Origin of the sequence: Paraburkholderia sp. GV068 (assembly GCF_003058125.1) — a bacterium.
GTDB classification, from domain to species: Bacteria; Pseudomonadota; Gammaproteobacteria; order Burkholderiales; family Burkholderiaceae; genus Paraburkholderia; species Paraburkholderia graminis.
In genome coordinates, this window is record NZ_QBUB01000011.1 from 123,633 (window position 1) to 140,295 (window position 16,663).

16 protein-coding genes are annotated in these 16,663 nt (G+C 63.8%); 7 read left to right on the forward strand and 9 right to left on the reverse strand.

Features of this window, described 5'->3' with window-relative positions; all coding sequences use genetic code 11:
- Window positions 1-28 precede the first annotated feature (28 nt).
- The gene (locus C8K18_RS22020) at window positions 29-547 is read left to right on the forward strand and encodes an SLATT domain-containing protein (protein ID WP_006047078.1); all 519 of its coding nucleotides are present in this window, start codon (window positions 29-31) and stop codon (window positions 545-547) included.
- Between the two features lie 10 nt (window positions 548-557).
- Here the strand turns inward: C8K18_RS22020 and C8K18_RS22025 are convergent, their stop codons facing one another.
- The 3 genes from C8K18_RS22025 to C8K18_RS22035 form a co-directional block, all read right to left on the reverse strand.
- On the reverse strand, window positions 558-1,259 hold the full coding sequence (locus C8K18_RS22025) for a YceH family protein (RefSeq protein ID WP_006047077.1): 702 nt from the start codon (window positions 1,257-1,259) through the stop codon (window positions 558-560).
- Between the two features lie 258 nt (window positions 1,260-1,517).
- Window positions 1,518-2,666, reverse strand: coding sequence for an acetate/propionate family kinase (locus tag C8K18_RS22030; RefSeq protein WP_006047076.1), 1,149 nt, complete (start codon window positions 2,664-2,666; stop codon window positions 1,518-1,520).
- A 12-nt stretch (window positions 2,667-2,678) separates the two neighbouring features.
- Entirely contained in the window at window positions 2,679-5,072 is a 2,394-nt protein-coding gene (locus C8K18_RS22035) for a phosphoketolase (protein WP_006047075.1), read from the reverse strand.
- Between the two features lie 329 nt (window positions 5,073-5,401).
- Between C8K18_RS22035 and C8K18_RS33780 the strand changes: the two genes are divergently transcribed.
- Complete coding sequence (locus C8K18_RS33780; RefSeq protein WP_258196184.1) at window positions 5,402-5,527, forward strand: hypothetical protein; 126 nt, start codon at window positions 5,402-5,404, stop codon at window positions 5,525-5,527.
- A gap of 94 nt (window positions 5,528-5,621) precedes the next feature.
- Complete coding sequence (locus C8K18_RS22040; RefSeq protein ID WP_006047073.1) at window positions 5,622-6,152, forward strand: ankyrin repeat domain-containing protein; 531 nt, start codon at window positions 5,622-5,624, stop codon at window positions 6,150-6,152.
- On the opposite strand, the gene C8K18_RS22045 is transcribed toward C8K18_RS22040, so the two are convergent.
- The 4 genes from C8K18_RS22045 to C8K18_RS22060 form a co-directional block, all read right to left on the reverse strand.
- Window positions 6,149-6,850: an HAD family hydrolase gene (locus C8K18_RS22045; RefSeq protein WP_044020110.1), complete on the reverse strand. Its 702-nt coding sequence runs from the start codon at window positions 6,848-6,850 to the stop codon at window positions 6,149-6,151. The two genes, C8K18_RS22040 and C8K18_RS22045, sit on opposite strands and share 4 nt — an antisense overlap.
- A gap of 76 nt (window positions 6,851-6,926) precedes the next feature.
- Window positions 6,927-7,964 (reverse strand): phosphogluconate dehydrogenase (NAD(+)-dependent, decarboxylating), encoded by a 1,038-nt coding sequence (gene gnd / locus C8K18_RS22050; RefSeq protein ID WP_107709791.1) that lies wholly within the window; start codon window positions 7,962-7,964, stop codon window positions 6,927-6,929.
- Between the two features lie 201 nt (window positions 7,965-8,165).
- Window positions 8,166-9,509 carry a sugar efflux transporter gene (locus tag C8K18_RS22055; protein ID WP_044020108.1) on the reverse strand — a complete coding sequence of 448 codons (1,344 nt, stop codon included), beginning with the start codon at window positions 9,507-9,509 and terminating at the stop codon, window positions 8,166-8,168.
- A gap of 159 nt (window positions 9,510-9,668) precedes the next feature.
- Window positions 9,669-9,965 (reverse strand): DUF2628 domain-containing protein, encoded by a 297-nt coding sequence (locus C8K18_RS22060; protein WP_107709793.1) that lies wholly within the window; start codon window positions 9,963-9,965, stop codon window positions 9,669-9,671.
- Window positions 9,966-10,225: 260 nt separating this feature from the next.
- Between C8K18_RS22060 and C8K18_RS22065 the strand changes: the two genes are divergently transcribed.
- From C8K18_RS22065 to C8K18_RS22075, 3 genes are all read left to right on the forward strand, one after another.
- The gene (locus tag C8K18_RS22065) at window positions 10,226-10,546 is read left to right on the forward strand and encodes a thioredoxin family protein (RefSeq protein ID WP_006047069.1); all 321 of its coding nucleotides are present in this window, start codon (window positions 10,226-10,228) and stop codon (window positions 10,544-10,546) included.
- A gap of 22 nt (window positions 10,547-10,568) precedes the next feature.
- Entirely contained in the window at window positions 10,569-10,988 is a 420-nt protein-coding gene (locus C8K18_RS22070) for a secondary thiamine-phosphate synthase enzyme YjbQ (protein ID WP_053859124.1), read from the forward strand.
- Window positions 10,989-11,064: 76 nt separating this feature from the next.
- On the forward strand, window positions 11,065-12,084 hold the full coding sequence (locus C8K18_RS22075) for a class I fructose-bisphosphate aldolase (RefSeq protein ID WP_053859125.1): 1,020 nt from the start codon (window positions 11,065-11,067) through the stop codon (window positions 12,082-12,084).
- A 128-nt stretch (window positions 12,085-12,212) separates the two neighbouring features.
- Here the strand turns inward: C8K18_RS22075 and C8K18_RS22080 are convergent, their stop codons facing one another.
- The gene (locus C8K18_RS22080) at window positions 12,213-12,515 is read right to left on the reverse strand and encodes a hypothetical protein (RefSeq protein WP_006047066.1); all 303 of its coding nucleotides are present in this window, start codon (window positions 12,513-12,515) and stop codon (window positions 12,213-12,215) included.
- Window positions 12,516-12,631: 116 nt separating this feature from the next.
- The gene (locus C8K18_RS22085; protein ID WP_029970598.1) at window positions 12,632-14,785 is read right to left on the reverse strand and encodes a hybrid sensor histidine kinase/response regulator; all 2,154 of its coding nucleotides are present in this window, start codon (window positions 14,783-14,785) and stop codon (window positions 12,632-12,634) included.
- Window positions 14,786-15,067: 282 nt separating this feature from the next.
- Between C8K18_RS22085 and C8K18_RS22090 the strand changes: the two genes are divergently transcribed.
- Entirely contained in the window at window positions 15,068-16,660 is a 1,593-nt protein-coding gene (locus tag C8K18_RS22090) for an FAD-dependent oxidoreductase (RefSeq protein WP_107709915.1), read from the forward strand.
- Window positions 16,661-16,663: the final 3 nt, after the last annotated feature.

Below are 16,663 nucleotides of genomic sequence, written 5' to 3' on the forward strand. Positions count from 1 at the left end.
GCGGCACGCCACTGCCCTGACGAGCCCCATGAAGAATCTGCCTGCCTACGAGCCGCCGGTCGACGAACAGCAGCTTCTGCTGAAATGGATCCGACGCGCGCGCGAATCCCAGATGAGTCACTACGACATGGCCGATCTGCTGTCCGCGCGCGACCGGCAGATGGGCTGGCTCGTCACTGTGCTGGCCGCGTTCGTGGGCACGGCCGTGTTTGCCTCGCTGAATTCGAGCGCCGTTTCGTTCGAGGTCAGGATGCTGGTCGGGCTCGTGAGCGTGGTTGCCGCGGTGTCGGCGGCGCTGCAAACGTATCTGCGGTATGCGGAGCGCGCCGAAAAACATCGCGCGGCGGGCGCGCGTTATGGCGCGGTGCGGCGGCGTCTCGAATCGGTTTTCGCGGGCGACCCCGACGCGCGCGACGGCCACTATCTGACCGCTATTCGCGACGAGCTCGACCGGCTCGCACAAGACTCGCCGAATGTGCCGCCGCGCAATTTCTATCGCACGCAGCGTGCGTTATCCACCGATCCGCGCCGCGGCACCGACACCTGAGCGTCAAAGCTCACGCATCGAGATCGTTCGCGTCGATGCCCAGCTCGGCGGCCATGCGCCGCACCACCACCTGCAGCCGGCTGACTTCGTCGGCGAGTCTTTTTTGCTCGGCTTTCAGCGCCTCGAACGCGGAGAGCGGCACGCTTTCGTCCGCGCTGCCGCCCGGCTGCGCGAACTCGCTCAGGTTCACTTCGCCGCACAGCAAATGCATCCAGCGATGTTCGCGCTCGCCTGGCGTGCGAGGCAGTCTGACGACACGCGGCGGATCGTTCGCGGCGAGTTCGTCGAGAAACGCTTCGACCGACGAAATATCGGCGAATCCATGAAAGCGCGCGCTGTTCAAACGCAATTCCGCGGCCGTCTGCGGGCCGCGCAGCAGCAACGTGGTCAGCAACGCAGCCGATTGACTAGGCAATCCAAGCACGCGATTCATGTTGTGCTCGAAGCGCGGCACGCGGCTGCTGCTGCCTTCCATGACGAGGCTGAGCCGCTTGAGGCCGTCGAGCGCGGTCAGCACTTCGGCTTCGGTCGCGTTCATCACCGGCGAGCGGCCGGTCTTCTGGTTGCAGCCCAACGTCAGTGCGTTGAGCGAAAGCGGATAACTATCGGGCACCGTGTGCTGTTTTTCGACGAGCACGCCAAGCACGCGCCCCTCGAGCAGCGTCAACGCGCGGATCGAAGGACGGGAGGGAACATCGGGAGTCGAATTCATGTGGTGTAGCGGCATGGCTGCCGTGGTGATCGGTGAAACGCCTTGCCGCGCTCAGCGAGGCGGCACTTTTCTGGTTGTGGGCACTATGATAAACGGCCTGGGCGCCGGCGGTGCATCTATCTCGCCGCAGCGGGTCGTATCGCGCGCCGCTGGGCATGTCGCCTGCCTGGCTTTCTGCTTTTTCACATGGAGTATTCGATGCCTATGCGTTTGCAGCCGGTCCTGCGCGTGAGCGCCGTGTCGCTCGCAGTGGGAGCATCACCCACGCAACAACGCACGGCAATGCCTCGCAATCTGTTTCTCCTCTTCCGTATGAACCGCCCTCACCTTGCCCGACGCATCGCCCTCCCGAAGGCCAAGAAACCCCAGTCCCTCGCAGATGCGCTTGCGAATCTCCGCGCTATGCTCGCCAATGCCGCCGGTGAACACCAATAGGTCGATGCCGCCCAGCAAGGCCGCATATCCGCCGATGGTCTTGCGCACCGCCGTGGCGAACGCGTCGAGCGCGAGGGACGCATTCGCGTCGCCCGCCGCCGCGCGTTGTTCGAGCGCCTGCATGTCGCTCTCGCCATCGGCGTAACCGGCGAGGCCGCTGTGCCGGTTCAGCAGCGTTTCGAGCGCGTCCGCGTCGAGCTTTTCCACACGCATCAGATACAGCAACACGCCCGGATCGAGATCGCCGCAGCGCGTGCCCATCGGCACGCCGCCGGTTGGCGTCATGCCCATCGACGTATCGATCGATTTCCCGTCGCGCAACGCGCATACGCTCGAACCGTTGCCGAGATGAGCGAACACCGCGCGCGGCGGAAGCGCCGCGCCCAGTTGCGCGACGAGCGATTCGTACGAAAGCCCGTGAAATCCATAGCGAATCACGCCGGCATCCGCATAACGGCGCGGCAACGCGAGCCGCGCCGCGCGCGGCGGCAGCGTCGCATGAAACGCGGTGTCGAAGCAGGCAAAGTGCCCGGCGTTGCCGAAGATGGTCTGCGCCTCGTCGATCAACGCAAGCGCCGGCGGAATATGCAGCGGCGCAAAATGCACGGCATCCTGCAAACGGCGGCGCACCTCGGGCGTGAGCCGCTGATGCGTGCGCAGATGCGGCCCGCCATGCACCACGCGATGCCCGACCGCCGTTGGCTGCGCATAGTGCTGAGCGGCAAGCACAGCCGAGAGCTTTTGCAACGCATCGGTCTGCGATTCCAGCACATGCTGCTCGTGCACCAGCACGCGTGCGTCCGGCGCAGCAATGCGCAGGCTGCCGTCGCCGCGGCCGATGCCTTGCGCGCTGCCTTCGAGCAGCAGCGATTCGTCGTCGCCCGAATGCGCGAACAGCCCGAACTTCAGTGACGACGATCCGCTGTTCAGCACGAGAATGGTCGGCGGCGAAGCGCCGTGCTGCGTGTTCATGACGCGCCTCCCTCAGTCTTTCCACGTCCAGTTGCGGATTTCTTCCTTGTCGATGCCCTCGGCATGCGCATAGGCGAGATGCTCGATGATCTGCCCGCGCAGCCATTCCTTCGCGTGATCGCCGACGCCGCGCAGCTTCGGCACGCGATCGATCACGTCGATGGCGAGCGAAAACCGGTCCACCTGATTGATGATCGCGAGTTCGAGCGGCGTGTTGATGTTGCCCTTCTCGTGATAACCGTGCACGTGCAGGTTGTCGTGATTCGTGCGGTTATACGTCAGCTTGTGAACCAGCGACGCATACGAATGGAAGTTGAAAATCACCGGCTTGCTCGTCGTAAACAGCGAATCGAAATCGCGGCTCGACAGGCCGTGTGGATGCGCATGCTCGGGCATCAGCCGGAACAGATCGACGACGTTGACGAAGCGGATTTTCAGATCAGCGAAACGCTCTTTCAGAAGCTGCACGGCGGCGAGCGCCTCCATTGTCGCGATGTCGCCCGCGCACGCGATCACCACGTCCGGCTCGGCGCCCTGGTCGGTCGACGCCCAATCCCAGATGCCGATGCCCTTCGTGCAATGCGTGACGGCCGCATCCATGTCGAGATACTCCAGATGCGGCTGCTTGTCCGACACGATCACGTTCACGTAATCGCGCGAACGCAGGCAGTGATCTGCCACGCTCAACAGACAGTTTGCGTCGGGCGGCAGATAAATACGCACTACGTCCGGGCTTTTATTCGTCACGACGTCCAGAAAACCGGGGTCCTGATGCGTGAAGCCGTTGTGATCCTGACGCCATACAAGCGACGTGATGAGCAGGTTGATCGACGGCACTGGCTGGCGCCAGCCGAGTTCGCGCTTGGCTTTTTCGAGCCACTTTGCGTGCTGGTTGAACATCGAATCGATCACATGCACGAACGCTTCATACGTCGCGAAGAGACCATGCCGGCCCGTCAGCACATAACCTTCGAACCAGCCTTCGAGCGTGTGTTCGCTCAGCATTTCCATCACGCGGCCATCCGCCGATAGCGCGCCGCCGTCCGCGTCGTTCGGCTGCGAGTCGGCGAGCCAGGTCTTGTCCGATGCTTCATAGATGGCCGTGAGCTTGTTGCTCGCTGTCTCGTCGGGGCCGAACACGCGGAAGTTGGTCATGTTCCTGCGCATCACGTCGCGCAAAAATTTGCCGAGCGTCTGTGTGGGCGACGAGTACGCGGATGCGGGCTTTTTCACTTCGACCGCGTAGTCGCGAAACGCGGGCATGTCGAGCATCTTGCACAGCACGCCGCCGTTCGCATGCGGATTCGCGCTGATGCGGCGCGTGCCCTTCGGCGCGAGTTCGCGCAATTCCTCGACGAGCCGCCCGCTTTCGTCGAACAGCGACTCGGGCTCGTAACTGCGCAGCCAGCCTTCGAGCAGTTTCAGGCTCTTGCTGTTGGTCGCCGGATCGGCAATGGGCACCTGGTGCGAGCGCCACGAACCTTCCACCTTGTGACCGTCCACTTCTTTCGGACCGGTCCAGCCTTTCGGCGAACGCAGCACGATCATGGGCCAGCGCGGACGCGTCGTGTCGTTGCTGGCGCGCGCATGTTGCTGGATCGCCCTGATTTCGCCGATGCATTGTTCGAGCGTCGCGGCCATCTGCTGATGCATGACGTTTGGATCGTCACCTTCGACGAAATACGGCTTGTGGCCGTAACCGGTCAGCAACGCTTCGAGTTCTTCGCGCGGAATGCGTGCGAGCAGCGTCGGATTCGCGATCTTGTAGCCGTTCAGATGCAGCACCGGCAGCACCGCGCCGTCGCGCACCGGGTTCAAAAACTTGTTCGAATGCCATGACGTGGCGAGCGGCCCGGTCTCCGCTTCGCCGTCGCCGATCATCACCGCGACGATCAGGTCGGGGTTGTCGAACGCCGCGCCATAGCCATGCGACAGGCTGTAGCCGAGTTCGCCGCCTTCGTGAATGGAGCCCGGCGTTTCCGGCGTGCAGTGCGAGCCGATGCCGCCGGGAAACGAAAACTGGCGGAAAAAGCGCCGCAGGCCGGCTTCGTCTTCGCTGCGGTCCGGATAGATTTCCGAGTAATGTCCCTCGAGATAACAGTTCGCGAGCGTCGCGGGTGCGCCGTGCCCTGGACCGGAAATGTAGATCATGTTCAGGTCGAGCTTGTTGATGAGCCGGTTCAGATGCACGAGCAGGAAGCTCTGTCCAGGGTCCGAGCCCCAATGTCCCAACAGACGATTCTTGATGTGCTCCGGCTTCAGCGGTTCGCGCAGCAGCGGGTTGTCGCGCAGATAGATCATGCCGGCGGACAGGTAATTGCATGCGCGCCAGTAGCGGTCCATCTTGCGCAGCGTGTCGGGGTCGAGAGTTTGCGGCGGGGCAGGACGGGAGATTGCTTCAGCCATGACGTCACTCCTCGTAAGAACTGTCAGGCGGGTTAGCGGACGTTGCGAAGTGTTTTGCCGATGCGTGTCATGCGCGTGACATGACGGGGGTGAGGCGTGTTGCGAAGCGCGGTCGTCTGCGGTGTGACCGTATGCGCGCATCATGGTTCGGGAATGCGGACAAATGCTTGCGCGTGGTCAAGCGTCACCATCACCGCACGCCGCACGCCCCGCTGCAAGTCCTGCGCCACCCACGCTGCACGCATCCACCGAAACGCTTAAGCTGCGCGAAGCGACTGCGCATATCGTCGCGCACCCGTATTACTCGCTCTTAACCATACACATTCATCATGCCGACTTCCAACCGTATGAAAGCGCCGCTCGTTCTTCTTCTCACGCTCGTGGTGCTGTGCGCGGGCCTGGCTGTCCTCGTCGGCATATTCGGGCTGCTCGTGAAGCTGTTCGGCCACGCGTGATGGGACGTGCCGCTGCGCGCGTCGACGGCACAAACTGTGTATGCTGCCGGTGTTCATGCGCCGAGCGGCGCAGCGTTCCTGCAAGGAGATTTCATTGACCAATCCGGCCGACTCTTCCCCGCCTTCCGGGCAGCCCATCGACCCGCAAGTGCTCGAACTCGCGCGACAGGTGTTCGATCTTGCGCGCCAGGGCGATGCCGCGATGCTCGCCGCCGTGATCGAAAAAGGCGTGCCGCCCAATCTGCGCAACGACAACGGCGACAGTCTGCTGATGCTCGCGAGCTATCACGGACATGTCGACGCGGTGCGCACGCTGCTCGAACGCGGCGCCGATCCCGACTTGCGCAACAATAACGGCCAGACGCCTATCGCGGGCGCGGCTTTCAAGGGTTTCGACGCCGTGGTCGAAACCTTGCTCGCGCATGGCGCCGATGTCGAAGGTGCATCGCCCGACGGACGCACCGCGCTGATGGTCGCCGCCATGTTCAACCGCACCACGATCATGGATCTGCTGATCGCGCACGGCGCGAATCGCGATGCGCGCGACGCGGCAGGCACAAGCGCACAGGATGCGGCAGGCAGAATGGGCGCCGCCGACGCGCAGGAAAAACTGCGCAGCGTCTAGGGCTTTTCCGCCAGCAGCGCTTTCACGTCAAACTGCGCGAGGTCGCCGATCCGCTCGATCGTGACGTCCGCGGGCGGATTGCCGAGTATCTCCTTCGGGTCCAAAGCGTAGTGACCCTGGCGCGGAAATACCGTGGTGAGCCGCCCGCCCCAGGCATTCTTCATCGCGGTGAGAATGCGCAGCTTGTCGTCGACCATCACGTAGTGGCGCGCGGGGTAGCATTCCATCACCTGATCGAGCATCAGCTCCTTGTGGATGTAGATCAGCACGCGGCCTTCGACTTCGTCCCATAGGCCCGAACGCGCGACCTTGCGCGGCTGGAACACCACGTCCCCGTCCGACAGAATCACCGTGGGCCCGTACTCGCCGACGTGGCGCAACGCGTCGAGCGCGCCCGGATAGAGCCGGTTCGCAAACGGATAATCGATCAGAAACGACGACATCAGCAACAGCCGCGTGTCCCGCGGATGCTCCGTGCGATATCGCTGCAACGCGCCCAGGTAGTCGGCATAGCCGAGCTCGCCGCGCAATTGCTCGAAAATTTCCCAATAGCGCGTGCTGTTGTCGGTGCCGAACTCACGCATCATGTGGCTGCGCAAGTCGGAGAGCACATGGTCGTTGTCGAGCAGCGTGTTGTCGCAATCGAAGAGGAAAACGACGTCGTGCGGTGCAGTGCGGGTGGCGGGTGCGGCTGGCATGTGCGGCTCCGTGGATTCGGCTGTGCTTGTGCTCTGTGCTTGTGCTGCTTGGGCTGCTCGGGCTATTAGCGGACGATCAACCCTGCGAACTTGCGGGCGGCGCAGCCGGCTTTTCTGCATGGCCGCCGAAGTCATGACGCATCGCCGACAACACGCGGTTCGCGAAGTCCGCTTCGCCGCGCGAACTGAAGCGCGCGAACAGCGCCGCGCTCAGCACGGGCGCGGGCACGCCTTCGTCGATGGCCGCCGACATCGTCCAGCGTCCTTCGCCCGAATCGGATACGCGGCCCGCGTACTGTTGCAGATCGGCATCGCCCGCGAGCGTGCCCGCGATGAGGTCGAGCAGCCACGAGCCGATCACGCTGCCGCGCCGCCACACTTCGGCGATATCGGCCAGATTGAAATCGTATTGATACAACTGCGGACGACGCAGCGGCGACGTCTCGGCGTCCGCCTCGCGCGCGTGCTTGCCGGCATCCGCGTGACGCAGAATGTTGAGGCCCTCGGCATACGCGGCCATCAAACCGTATTCGATGCCGTTGTGGACCATCTTCACGAAATGCCCCGCGCCGAGCGGACCGCAATGCAGAAAGCCCTGCTCCGCCGTGCTGTTGCCCGGATTGCGTCCTGACGTCGCGGGCGCGGCGGCGGCGCCTGGCGCGAGCGTCGAAAAGATCGGCTCAAGCCGTTCGACCACCTGCGCTTCGCCGCCGATCATCAGGCAATAACCGCGCTCGCGGCCCGCGACGCCGCCGCTCGTACCGACGTCGACGTAATGCAGTTTGCGTGCGGCGAGGTCGGCGCCGCGGCGAATGTCGTCGTGATAGTACGAGTTGCCGCCGTCGATCACGATGTCGCCCGGCCCGAGCAACGGCACGAGTTTTTCGAGCGTGCCGTCGACCACCGCGGCGGGCACCATCAGCCACACGGCGCGCGGCTTGTCGAGCCTGGCGACGAGGTCTTCGAGCGACGACGCGCCCGTCACGCCCTCCTGCGCGAGCCGCTCGACAGCCGCAGGCTGTACGTCGTAGACGACGCATTGCTGCGCGCCCTTCGTCAGGCGCCGCACCATGTCCGCGCCCATGCGTCCCAATCCAATCATGCCTAGCTGCATTTTCTCCGCTCCCGAAAGTGCCTTGTGATGCTGCCTGGTTTCAGTCAGATGGTCATGCTGCGTTTGTTGCGTCGGCCGCGTCCGGCAGCATGCGTGACGACAACGATACGCCTCCTTGCGGAAGTTGTGCGCGGCGTAAGGTCCCTGTCATTCAGCGCGTGGCAAACCGGCCCGCCGCATATGAAACGTGTGCCGTGCCCGCTAAAGCTCGCGGCCGCCGCGCAGCGCACGCCTCGATTGAAGCTTCGCGTATTGCGTGCGGGCGAAACGCCGCACGCCTCGCCACATCAGCGGATAACGATAGCCCGGCACGGCAAACAGCACGAGCGCGCACAGCGCGAGCAAGCCGCAGAAGAGGAACGTGCCGCGATAGCTGAACGCCTGCACCAGCAGGCCGGACAACACGCCGGAAAGAATCGAGCCGACCCGCGCTGCGTTGAAGAAGAGCGCGGTGGCGCGGCCTGGCGCATCGGGCATCAGGTCCTGCACGTAGGTCATGCCGAGGCATGAAGTCACGGCAACGACGAACGCGTTGAGAATCTGCATCGGAATCAGCACATGCACGTTTCCGGCGAGCGACATCGCGACGAAATAGGCCGCGTGAACCGCCGCGCAGGCGGCAAGCCAGTTCGGCTTGTGCAGGCTCGAAGACTTCGCGCCGAGCGCGAGCATCATCGGAATCTCGGTCAATGCGCCGAGGCCGAGCATCACCGATACGTCCAGATGCGTGCCGTTCAGGCCATGCACGATGTAAAGCGGCAACACGATCATCGTGGCGTTGGCCGCGAGCCCGAGCAAGGTCAGCGCGGCGACCGCACGGCCAATGTCGTTCGCCGATGCGACGCCGGGCAGGTCCTCGTGCGCGTCGGCGCCAGGTTCCCTGAGCGGCGGCACGGTAATCGACGACGACGGCTCCGATGCGGTGTCTTCTACCGTATGGTCGCCGAGATGCCCTTGCGGCTCGCGCATGCGCCACACGATGGCCGCGCACGCCGCAAAGCTCGCCGCGGCGAATAGAAAGAGTCCGGTGAAACTCGTCGCCGCGAGCACCAGCGCGCCCACCGACGGCCCGAACACCCACGCCGCCGAGAGAATCGTGCGCAGCGTCGCGCTGGCAAACGCGCGTTCGGACGCGTCGGGCACGGGCAGCGCCGCGCGGCTGAACGAGAACACCATCGAAATAGCCGAGCCGCCGACGCCGATAAACACAATGCCGACGACGAGCAGCAGCCTGTAATCGCGCACCACGCATAACGACAGATAGCCGAGCGCGGCCAGCACGAGCGCGACGAGCAGTAACGGCCGATGCCGTCCGCTTGCATCGCTCCAGCGGCCGGCGAAGGTGCTCGCGAGCACGCCGCTTGCCGCGATCAGCGTCATGAAGACGCCGAGCCGGAACGGCGTCATGCCCGCGCGCTCGACGCCGAACAGCGACAGATACGGCGCGGTGAACGACATGGCCACACCGAGCATCAGCGTGGCGGCGGCAAGCGGCTTGAAGCCGGGAATGTGCAGCAGACCAAAAAAACGTGAGTTTTTCGACACGGGCGGCTGTGAGTTCAGGAGAAGCGAGCCTGCGAGGCGCGGCGCGCACGGCAGGCTTCGTGGCGGGAATGAACGGGGCATTATCGACCGCTCGCGCGGGCGCGTAAAGGTGGGGAGGCGTGTCCCAAATCTCACTCCCGACCGCATTGGCGCGCAGACTTACAGCACCGCATACCCCCGTTTCTCCAACACCCGTCGATGCCAGTCATTGCCATACTTACCGCAGGCGATGCCAAACAGGATCGACAGGAGCAAGGTCACTATGTCGCCCCGGTCTAACCACAAGCTCGGTAAGTACAGTGCCAGCTCCACAGCCACCATTGCAAAGGCCGCAAACCACATGCGCCTCGACAGAGCCCAGATCGGGCCCAGCAAGAATGCGCCCCAACTGAAACCAGTGGGGACGCCAATGGTGTCGTCCGTGCCGGGGCGCCCCAGATAAATCCTGTCCGCCATTTTTTCTTCCTCAAATCCGCCGGCAGATTGCCGATGATGTGCGGCATTGTTTAACAGCCGCGCGTGACGAACTTGTACGTTTGTGTCAAATCCCCGTTCCGCCAGTCTGAACCCCGAACCAATAGCTGATACTCTTATCCAAGCAAAATGCGGCGCGTGCCGACTGCGGCGATTTCCGTAGCGACCAGCACAACGGCCACAGGATCGCCGCGCGCCGCGGCAACCCCACACCGCACAACCCGATCCACAGCGGAGCATGCATGGCAATACGGACGCCCTATTCCACCAAAGCCCCGTCGCGAGCCGAAGTCGACGCCCTGCCCGGCGCCACCGTCATCGAGTTCGGCACGGACTGGTGCGGCTACTGCCAGGGCGCGCAGCCTTCGATTGAAAAAGCCTTCGAAGCGCATGCCGGCGTCAGGCATCTGAAGATCGAGGACGGCCCCGGCCGGCCGCTAGGCCGCTCGTTCAAGGTCAAGCTGTGGCCCACGCTGATCTTCATGCGCGACGGCGCGGAAGTGGCGCGCGTCGTGCGCCCCACCAGCGTCGAGCAGATCACAGACGCGTTCGCGTCGCTATAAACCGTAGACGAGCGCTTCCATCATGAAGCAGGTCATCCACCATCTAAGCGTCAAGGCGCGCACTCGCGGACTTGTCGAATTCACCGACGAAGCGCGCCGCTTCGTCGCGGCGCAGCACATCGACACGGGACTGCTGACGCTCTTTTGCCGTCATACGTCGGCATCGCTGCTGATTCAGGAAAACGCGGACCCGTCGGTGCAGCGCGATCTGGAGCGCTACTTCGCGAACCTCGCGCCCGAAGACGAGCAACGCTACGAGCACGACGCCGAAGGTCCGGACGACATGCCCGCGCATCTGCGCACCGCGTTGACGCAAGTGCAATTGAGCGTGCCCGTCGAACATGGACAGATGGTGCTCGGCACATGGCAGGGGCTCTATCTGTTCGAGCATCGGCGTCATGCGCAGCATCGCGACATCGTGTTGCATCTGATCGGCGAATAAGTCATAACCCGGGCGCAGCCGCACGCGCCGCGACGGCAGGTTTTCTTCCGCAACCCGAACAAAGGGAGCACATCTCATGGATACCCGCAGCGAACTGCAAGCCACCGTCGACGCCATGGTTCAGCCCGGCAAGGGTCTGCTCGCCGCCGACGAAAGCGGTCCCACCATCGCGAAACGCTTCAAGACGATCGGCATCGACTCCACCGAGGAAAACCGCCGCGCGTATCGCAACCTGCTGCTCACCACGCCCGGTCTCGGCGAATTCGTGAGCGGCGTCATTCTGTATCAGGAAACGCTCGGTCAAAAGGCCGACGACGGCACGCCGTTTCCACAACTCGCCGCCCGAAACGGCATCGTGCCGGGCATCAAGGTCGATCTCGGCAAGATTGCGCTCGCCCATGCTCCAGGCGATGAAATCACCGAAGGCCTCGACGGCCTCGCACGCCGCTTCGTCGATTACAAGCAACAAGGCGCGCGCTTCGCGAAGTGGCGCGCGGTCTACAACATCACGGCCAATCTGCCGAGCCGTCTCGCGATCGAAGCCAATGCGGATTCGCTCGCGCGCTATGCGGCGATCTCGCAGGAAGCGGGCATCGTGCCGATCGTCGAACCCGAAGTGCTGATGGACGGCGATCACAGCATCGAGCGCAGCGCCGAAGTCACCGAAGCGGTGCTGCACGAGGTGTTTGATGCGCTGCGTCGGCATCGCGTGGTGCTCGAACATATTCTGCTGAAGCCGAGCATGGTGCTCGCCGGTTCGGAGAACGCGCGGCAATCGTCCACTGCGGACATCGCCGCTTATACGGTGCGGATTCTGAAACGCACGGTGCCTTCGGCCGTGCCCGGCATCGTGTTTCTGTCCGGCGGACAATCGCCCGAGGAAGCCACCGCCAATCTCGACGCAATGAATCGCCTCGGGCCGTTGCCGTGGAATCTGAGCTTCTCGTATGGACGCGCGCTGCAGGAACCGCCATTGCAGGCATGGAAAGGCGCGGCGGGCAACGTCGAGGAAGCGCAGCAGGCGTTGCTCAAACGCGCGCGTTTGAACAGCGCCGCGGCGCTCGGGAAATACGACGCAGCGCAAGAGAAAAGCTAGGCTGCGTTAGCCAGAACAAACGCGAAAGTAAAAACAACAGCGCGGTGTAAATGAGTGACGCGCACACGGGCGCGTCACTCGCGAAACTTAGGGAAGCGTGCGTGAACTCTACGCACACGACGCACGCATTACTTACCCTTCGTGTCGCTGCTCGCGTTCGCGCCCGGCATATTTGTGGTGTCGGTCGCGGGCTTGGTCGTCTTCGACGAATGCTTCTTCGTCTTCGAATGCGACATCGTGCCCGATCCCGTGTCGCCGCCTTCGCGCGTCGACGTATTCGCGCCGGCGCTCGTGCTCGGGTCGTTGCCGGCCGGGCCCGCGCCGCCACCTCCGCCGGCGCCGCCACCACCCGCACCGCCTGTGCCTTGCGCCATGGCCAGCGACGACGCTGCGAGCAGCGTGGAAACGAGCAATGCCTTCTTGATCTTCATAACTGTTCTCCTGTCGGGATGAATGCGGAATAGAAGCGGATTGCGCAAGCGGACGCGCCGCCTGCGCATGCCTCGTCAGGAGTTCAGCAAGGGGTGTGCCGCACAAACGGCGTGGCTTACGATTCGCAAGCGACGAGCGCGTGCAGTTCCTCGATATCGAATGGCTTCGCGAGAATGGCCACGCCGATGCGGCGCGCGCGTTCGAGCTCGTCGGCATAGCCCGTCATCAACGCGATTTTCTGCGAAGGCCAGGTGCTGCGCACTCTTTCCGCGAGGTCGATGCCGTTCAGCTTGCCCGGCATCTGAATGTCCGACAGCACGAGTTCGAAACGCTCGCCGCCGTTGAGCACGTCGAACGCCTGGTCGGCGGTCGGTTCGTGCCGCACTTCGCAGCCGAACGTCTCGAGCACCGCTGCGACGCCCGCGGCGACATCCTCGTTGTCTTCCACCAGCAGCACCATGCCGGCATGCCGCAGCGCGGGCTGTTCGACCACGGTCTGACTCGCCGCGTGCGTCGCGCGGCGCTCGCGATAGCGCGGTAGATAAAGCCGCACCGTTGTGCCGCTGCCAGGCACGCTGTCGATCTTCGCGGTGCCGCCCGCTTGTTCGCACATCGACAGCACCTGCGCGAGACCGAGGCCCGCGCCCGAGCCGCTCAGCTTGGTCGTGAAAAGCGGCTCGAAGGCGCGCCGCGCGACCGATTCGGGCATGCCCTCGCCGTCGTCCGAACAGGCGATCAGCACATACTCGCCGTCGGGCAGCAAGGTATCGCTGCCGACCAGCCGGTTGTTCTGGCAACGAATCACGAAGCGTCCGCCGCGCGGCATGGCATCGCGCGCATTGACCGCGAGGTTCATGATCGCGAGTTCCAGGTCGGTCGGATCGGCGAGCACGGGCCACACATCGTCGACGATGCTGAGCGCCAGTTCGATCTTGTCGCCGAGCGCCGCTTCGATGAGCGGCGCCGCGCCCGGCATCCATTTCCTGAGGTCGATCGGCTCCTGCTTGAGCGGCTGCTTCTTCGCGACACTCAAAAGCCGGCGTGTCAGCGATTCAGCCGTTGCGGTCGCACGCTGCACGGCGGTCATCTCCTTCTCAAGGTTGTTGTAGCGCTTTAGCCGCGCCAGTTCGATATTGGCGGACACGACCATCAACAGATTGTTGAAGTCGTGCGCCACGTTGGCAACCAGATTGCCGAGCGCGCCCATGCGCTGCAATTGCCGGCTCGATGCTTCCGCCGACAGCCGCATCGCGACCTCGCCCTGCCAGCGTTCCCATGCGACGCGCTCGCCGTCGAGCTGACGCAGCGAGTACAGCACCAGCATCCAGATCGCGATGCACGGCACCGCGGTCAGCGCAGCGATCACGATGAAGTGCCGGCGCCATGCATCGACGATCGAGCCCGTTGCATAAGCGCTCGACACGTAGAGCGGATAATCGCCGACGCGCCGAAACGCAACGAGCCGCTCCACGCCATCGACGGGCGATTTGACGCGCACATGGCCCGACAACTGTTTGTCGCGCAAGGCCGCGCCAAACGCGTTCGCCGCGGGCGGCTGCACGCCGCCTGGCCACGGCGGATAGCGCACCAGCAGACTGCCGTCCTGCCGATACAGCGAGAGCGCAAGCGACGGATCGCCGTTCGTCAACTCGCGATAAAAGCGCGAGAAGTACTCGCTGCGCAATGCAACCGAGACGACGCCGAGAAATTTGCTGTCCGCCCCGATACGCCCGATCGATGTGTTGAACACGTTCGTCTGCGACAGCGTGCCGAGCATCGGCAGCGAGAAGTACGGATGCGGGCGCATCGCGCGCGCGGCGATAAAGTCTTCGCGCTGACTGACAGACACGGTTGGCGCCGGATAAGCACGGGTCGACACGAGCAGATCGCCGTTCGCGCCGATCAGATAGATGGACGCCACTTGCGGGAAGTCTCCGCCGATCTCGCGCAACTGCCGGTTCAATTCCGCCTCGCGCGCGCGAATCTGCGCGTCGTCTTCGGTGCCGATCAACTCGACGATGCGCGACGCCATCTGCTGATTGAGGTCGAGCACCTTGACCGCCTGTTCTTCGGCGACGCGCACGAGCCGGTCGATCACATCGTTTGAATCGGCGATACGGCGCTGGTAATCGAAGTAGCCATAACCGGCGAGGCAGGCAAGCGGGAACAGAATGGAAACGGCAAGAACAATAAGGAGCATTCGCCGCGTCGCCGCAAAGTTGCGCGACGGCATCGGAAAATCAACTGCGACTCGCTCCGCACGCTGCACGGCCCACGCTCCATCAAAGGTCATACAAGTTAGGCAATCGGACGCACGTATCGTGCCGCGGCGTTCGTGCGCTAATTCCTTAGTGAGGAATCTACCCCACTTTCGGCCATGTACATAGCGACGCGCGAAGAAACGCGAACGTTTCTGCTTAACTGATTTATTCGGGCGCGTTGGGCACATGAATTGCTGCTCACGCAACGAGTTTCGCATTCTCCCGAGTCGCCGAATCGCTGCGGCATCCTGCCGCGCCGAATCCTGCTGATTACGTTCACGGAAACCAGCATGCCCACCACCGCCCGACACGTTGCCCAGCTTTCGCAACTGCGCGAAGACCGGGGCCAACGCGTTGTCGTGGACGGCGAAAAGATCATGCTGATCCGCGACGGCGACGTGGTGCGCGCGTATTCCGCCGACTGTCCGCACGCAGGCGGACCGCTCGAAGAAGGCGCGCTATGCCGCGGCAGGATCATTTGTCCGTGGCACAAAGGCACTTTCGATGCAGCCACCGGCAAGGTGCTGGAGCCGCCGCCGCTGGTGCCGCTCGAACGTTATGCGGTGATCGTCGACGGCGACGACGTCATGGTCACGCCCGACAAGCTGCCGGACGAAACCGAACCCGCCGCGACGCAAGAGCCGCACTTCGCGGTGATCGGCGCGGGCGCGGCCGGCGCGGCCGCCTGCGCGGCGCTGCGCGAATATGGCTTTACGGGGCGCCTCACGCTGATCGGCGATGAACCGCACGCGCCCTACGACCGCACATCGCTTAGCAAGTTTGTCCCGTCCGCCGAAATGCCTCCCGCCGACGTGCCGCCGCTGCTCGCGCCCGACTGGTACGAGCAGCACCGCGTCGAGCGCATCGTCGCGAAGGTCGCGCGGCTCGACGTGCGCAATCGCACGATTCATCTGGAAAGCGGCGGCGAACTGACGTACGACACGGCCTTGCTCGCCAGCGGCAGCACGCCGAAAGTGCCGCGAATTCCGGGCTGCGAACTCGGCGGCGTGTATGTGCTGCGTCATCTCGACGACGCCACCGCGATTGTCGAAGCGCTCGGCGACGCGGATGCCGGCGGCCCCTCGGAAAACGCCGGCTCCGTGCAAGTCGCCATTCTCGGCAGCAGTTTCATCGGGCTCGAAACCGCAGCCGCGCTGCGCAAACGCGGCGTGCAGGTCACGGTTATTTCGCCGGATAAGGTGCCCTTTGCGAAGCAGTTCGGCGAGCGCATCGGTGCCATGTTTCGCGAGTTGCATGAACGCAATGGCGTCAAGTTTCATCTGCAAGCGAGGGTTGCTTCGCTCGAAGGCGAAGAAGGCAATGTGCATGAAGTGATGCTCGAAAGCGGCGAACATATTCCGGCCGACCTCGTGCTGTTGGGCACCGGCGTTACGCCTGCGACCGGCTTTATCGACGGCTTGCCGTTGCAGAAAGATGGCGGCGTGATCGTGAACGCGGGCATGCAGGCCGCGCCGGGTCTCTACGCCGCAGGCGACATCGCCGTGTTTCCGCTGCGCGAAAACGAAGAGCCGTTGCGGATAGAACATTGGCGCGTCGCGCAGCAACATGCGCGCATCGCGGCTCAAAACATGTGCGGAGCGCGCAACCGTTACAGCGGCGTGCCGTTTTTCTGGACCTATCACTTCGGCAAGAACTTCGAATACCTCGGCCATGCAAGCGAGTGGGACGAGCTTGTCGTCGACGGCGAGCTGGATCGTCAGGATTTTGCCGCGCTTTATGTGAAGGACGACAACGTGGCCGCCGTGCTTGCCTGCGAACGCGACACGCAGACCGCGCATCTGATCGACGCGATGCGCCGCGGCCCGCTCACATGCGCGCAGGCATTGCGGATTGTCGGGCGCGACTCGTGCGACAGAAGCTGAACC

Bases quoted from the DNA above. Each gene is read 5' to 3' on its own strand.
- C8K18_RS22020 (WP_006047078.1), top strand. From the start codon at position 29: ATGAAGAATCTGCCTGCCTACGAGCCGCCGGTCGACGAACAGCAGCTT.
- C8K18_RS22025 (WP_006047077.1), bottom strand. From the start codon at position 1,259: ATGAATTCGACTCCCGATGTTCCCTCCCGTCCTTCGATCCGCGCGTTG.
- C8K18_RS22030 (WP_006047076.1), bottom strand. From the start codon at position 2,666: ATGAACACGCAGCACGGCGCTTCGCCGCCGACCATTCTCGTGCTGAAC.
- C8K18_RS22035 (WP_006047075.1), bottom strand. From the start codon at position 5,072: ATGGCTGAAGCAATCTCCCGTCCTGCCCCGCCGCAAACTCTCGACCCC.
- C8K18_RS33780 (WP_258196184.1), top strand. From the start codon at position 5,402: ATGCCGACTTCCAACCGTATGAAAGCGCCGCTCGTTCTTCTTCTCACG.
- C8K18_RS22045 (WP_044020110.1), bottom strand. From the start codon at position 6,850: ATGCCAGCCGCACCCGCCACCCGCACTGCACCGCACGACGTCGTTTTC.
- gnd (WP_107709791.1), bottom strand. From the start codon at position 7,964: ATGCAGCTAGGCATGATTGGATTGGGACGCATGGGCGCGGACATGGTG.
- C8K18_RS22060 (WP_107709793.1), bottom strand. From the start codon at position 9,965: ATGGCGGACAGGATTTATCTGGGGCGCCCCGGCACGGACGACACCATT.
- C8K18_RS22065 (WP_006047069.1), top strand. From the start codon at position 10,226: ATGGCAATACGGACGCCCTATTCCACCAAAGCCCCGTCGCGAGCCGAA.
- C8K18_RS22070 (WP_053859124.1), top strand. From the start codon at position 10,569: ATGAAGCAGGTCATCCACCATCTAAGCGTCAAGGCGCGCACTCGCGGA.
- C8K18_RS22075 (WP_053859125.1), top strand. From the start codon at position 11,065: ATGGATACCCGCAGCGAACTGCAAGCCACCGTCGACGCCATGGTTCAG.
- C8K18_RS22080 (WP_006047066.1), bottom strand. From the start codon at position 12,515: ATGAAGATCAAGAAGGCATTGCTCGTTTCCACGCTGCTCGCAGCGTCG.
- C8K18_RS22090 (WP_107709915.1), top strand. From the start codon at position 15,068: ATGCCCACCACCGCCCGACACGTTGCCCAGCTTTCGCAACTGCGCGAA.